The sequence below is a fragment of the Arthrobacter sp. 10T413_2 genome, from assembly GCF_056394205.1.
Genome location: NZ_JBFTHK010000313.1, coordinates 1 through 2,378, shown reverse-complemented (window position 1 = coordinate 2,378; position 2,378 = coordinate 1). Strand labels below are relative to the sequence as shown.

The window sequence follows — 2,378 nt, the reverse complement described above, 5'->3', positions numbered from 1 at the left end:
TGACCCGCTCTCCAAGGCCTACTACGACCGGAAACGCGGCCAAGGAAAGAAACACAACGCCGCCATCATCTGCCTCGCCCGGCGCCGCTGCGACGTCATCTTCGCCATGCTCAAAAACGGCACCCTCTACCAAGAAAAGGCACCCGAGGCCGCTTGACCAAAAGCATAGGGACACCCCCCATTTGCGAGTGACAAAAATGACTGTGCGAGACGCCTCGAATCCGTGGGCGGTACACCTAGAGTTACGAGACTGGATGCGGGAGATGTGTCGGCGCGGTGGGAGCCGGGCCGCACAGGCTCCCGGCTCTCCAAGCTGGGGGAACTGGAGAGCCAATATGATGGCCAGGTCGGCATCACCAAATCATGTCCGCCTTCTCAGGCGGATTCTCGCCCTCCCAGGTGCCGCTGTACATGGTGTTCTGGCGAAGGTCCTTGCCGTCCAAGGTGGTGGCGACATCTCGACACCCTCGGCCGCAACCACGCTCATCAGCCAGGACGGATGGTGTGCGGTCGCGGCGACATTTCATCCGATGCGGGTGATCCACGGGGAGCCCTGGAAGGCGGAGAGTGGCCTCATCAAACCACGACCGAGAGGAGAGGTGCACCATGCCTAATGAAATGGAGAAGGCAGCCGTTCTGGTCACGGGTGACAACATGCACGGAAAGCACCACGCCGAGGTCCTCATCATGACGAGGGACGCAGACGGACCCGGAGGGTCAGGCAACTATTACAACTCCCTCGGGGTGCCCGATGATCTCCCGGACGAGGAGTTCGACGCTCGTTTCCGGGCACTCGATCCGGCGAAGTTGCAGAAGGAATACGGCGGAGACGGGATCCGCTTCAACGGTCCGCGCCGTTTCCTGGCGGATCGGCTCACCGCGGAGGCCTTTGATGGGGGCAAGCTCAGCATGCTTGGCCCGCTCCCTATGCATTTGTATGGCACCTTCGTCGTTCCGGATTTCGACGCATTCGTCGCCGGCAAGCAGACTCCCTACCGGGAGACGGTCTCCAAGCGCACCACCACATGGTTCTTTGACGCCGGCTCAGAGGTTTACGAGCTGGTTTCCCCTGAGCAAATCGTGTACGTCATGCAAAGCGCCTCCCTGGGAATCGACCCCGACAACACTGTCGACAAGCTGCCGACACTCGGCGACCGCCTGGCACTGCCGGAGGGATGGACCTACCGGACCCGGACGCTCGAGAACGAACTTGTCATGCGTGCCATCTATGACAGTGACCCGCCAAACACGATCGTCCTCGACGAGCTCGAGAACAACTACCAGCGCCTCCGGTCCGTGTAGGCCGCGGACTGCGGCGCGAGCACGAGGACAACTACCAGAAGATCGAGAACCAGTAGGTTTCGGCTCCAGGGAAGGCGCATCATGACGAAGACCGGATCCGAGCCGCCGGCACTCCCGGCGCCCCCGCCCGCGGAGAAGCTCGACTGGCGCGCGGAGTACGCCTACACCGCCGGGGTGCAGGCCTTCATCTACGGCTTCCCCTACATCTACAACGCCAGGATCCGGCACGAATGGGTGACCAGAAAGCAGGACCCGGACGTCGTCCCGTATGCCCCGGTCAACCAGTTCTGGCATGCCCGGCGGCTCATGGACGCCAGTTACCGGGCAGGGGGGTGCCCGAGCACGGACGCGCTGTACTCCTTTGCCTGGCTGGACCTGAGCGGGGAGCCGATCGTGCTGTCCCATCCGGACATGGGCGAGCGGTATTTCACCTTCCAGCTCGCCGCCTTCACGTCGGACAACTTTGGCTACGTCGGTCAGCGCGCCACCGGCTCGGGGGCGGGTGCCTTCGCCATCGTCGGCCCCGGCTGGGGCGGTGAGCTGCCGCCCGGGGTGCAGCCGGTCCGGCCCTCGCCCACCCCGTGGGTGCTGGTGCTCGGTCGCACCGCCGTCAACGGGGTCGAGGATCTGGCAAACGCGGCAGCCCTGCAGGGCCAATACCGGCTCACCTCGGTCAGCGCGTGGGGCACGCCCGGGGCGGCGGTCCCGGAGCGGCGGGACGTGTATGCGCCGGTGCCGGTGACCGAGGACCCTCTGGGCCCCTGGAGGACCCTCAACGCGATGCTGGCCGAGAACCCGCCGCCGCCCCAGCAGGCCCTGATGCTGGAGCAGTTCAGCGGATTGGGCGTCGGTCCCGGACTCGACGTCGACGCTCAACCCGAGGCGGTCCGCCGGGGCCTTGCCCGCGCGGCGACCGCCGGGATGGCTCTGCTCAGGGAGCAGTTCGCCAGCGGCGACTGGGCGACCATCGTCAACGGCTGGCGGTACCCTCCACCGGCCGAGGGTCGGTTCGGCAACGACTTCCTGCGCCGCGCCGCGGATCAGTCGTTGGCCGGTATCGCCGCCAACGACCCTGC

2 protein-coding genes and 1 pseudogene are annotated in these 2,378 nt (G+C 65.6%); all 3 read left to right on the top strand.

What is annotated here, in order from left to right; all coding sequences use genetic code 11:
• Nucleotides 1-157 (top strand): annotated as a pseudogene (locus AC1DBQ_RS22955) (IS110 family transposase); the annotation flags it as partial.
• A 449-nt stretch (nt 158-606) separates the two neighbouring features.
• Entirely contained in the window at nt 607-1,302 is a 696-nt protein-coding gene (locus AC1DBQ_RS22950; RefSeq protein ID WP_476930701.1) for a hypothetical protein, read from the top strand.
• Nucleotides 1,303-1,383: 81 nt separating this feature from the next.
• The coding region (locus tag AC1DBQ_RS22945; RefSeq protein WP_476930700.1) for a DUF1254 domain-containing protein at nt 1,384-2,378 on the top strand (995 nt) is incomplete at its 3' end.